This window comes from Streptomyces sp. F63, from assembly GCF_018070345.1.
Classification (GTDB): domain Bacteria; phylum Actinomycetota; class Actinomycetes; order Streptomycetales; family Streptomycetaceae; genus Streptomyces.
The window spans coordinates 1-1,380 of sequence record NZ_JAGPXX010000070.1; the positions used below are offsets into that span (position 1 = coordinate 1).

The 1,380-nt window shown below is 66.5% G+C and carries 1 protein-coding gene; it reads right to left on the reverse strand.

Translation table 11 applies throughout. The features are described from left to right. Window positions 1–39: 39 nt before the first annotated feature. Entirely contained in the window at window positions 40–1,332 is a 1,293-nt protein-coding gene (locus tag KBZ10_RS28935) for an IS256 family transposase (RefSeq protein WP_247703162.1), read from the reverse strand. Window positions 1,333–1,380 lie beyond the last annotated feature (48 nt).

The window sequence follows — 1,380 nt, forward strand, 5'->3', positions numbered from 1 at the left end:
GGGCCTGTCAAACGAGCGGTGTAACCGGGGTGGTTGGGGTTACTGGCGGGCTGCGGAGAGTCGGCCGTCGAAGGTGATGTCGAATGCGTTCAGGGCGGTTTTCCAGCGCATGGTCCAGCGGGCTTGACCCTTGCCGGTGGGGTCCAGGCTCATGATGGCCATGTAGACGCACTTCAGGGCGGCGGTCTCGTTGGGGAAGTGCCCTCGGGCCTTGACCGCCCGGCGGATCCTGGCGTTGACGGACTCGATCGCGTTGGTGGTGCAGACGATGCGGCGGATCTCGGTGTCGAAGCGGAGGAAGGGGGTGAACTCTTCCCACGCGTTCTCCCAGAGCCGGACGATCGCGGGGTACTTCTTGCCCCAGGCGTCGGCGAACTCGGCGAACCGCTCGAGTGCGGCTTCTTCGGTCGGTGCGGTGTAGACGGGCTTGAGGACGCGGGCGATTTTGTCCCAGTCCTGGCGGGCGGCATAGCGGAAGGAGTTCCTCAGCAGGTGGACCACGCAGGTCTGCACGATCGTGCGGGGCCAGACGGTCTCGACCGCGTCGGGCAGGCCCTTGAGGCCGTCACAGACGAGCATGAGGACGTCGTTCACACCGCGGTTCTTGATCTCGGTGAGGATGTGCAGCCAGTGCTTGGCGCCCTCGCTGCCGTCGCCTGCCCACAGGCCCAGGATGTCCCGTCGGCCTTCCGTTGTGACGGCCAGGGCCATGTAGATCGGCCGGTTGGCCACGGCGCCGTCGCGGATCTTCACGTGGATCGCGTCGATGAAGACGACCGGGTAGACGGCGTCGAGGGGCCGGTTCTGCCACTCGGCCATGCCGTCGAGGACCTTGTCGGTGATGGTGGAGATGGTCTGCTTGGAGACCTCGGCCCCGTAGACCTCGGCGAGGTGGGCCTGGACCTCGCCGGTGGTCAGGCCCTTCGCGGACAGGGAGATCACCATCTCGTCGACGCCGGACAGGCGCTTCTGCCGCTTGCGCACGATCTTCGGCTCGAAGGTGCTGTCGCGGTCGCGGGGCACGGATATCTCGACCGGTCCGACGTCGGTGAGTACGGTCTTGCCGCGGGTGCCGTTGCGGGAGTTGCCTCCGTTCTTGCCGGCCGGGTCGTGCTTGTCGTAGCCGAGGTGGTCGGTGATCTCGCCCTCGAGGGCGGACTCCAGCAGGCGCTTGGTCAGCTGCTGCAGCAGACCACCCTCGCCCGTGAGCTGCAGGCCCTCGGCCTGGGCCCGGCCCACCAGTTCGTCGATGAGCTGGTCGTCCACCGCCCGGGACGGCTGCGGCTCAGGCGTCTCGACGGACTGGGTCTCGGTCACGTTCTTACTGGTCATCGATGCATCTTCCTTGATCAGGAGTTACACCGAACGTCTTACAGTCCC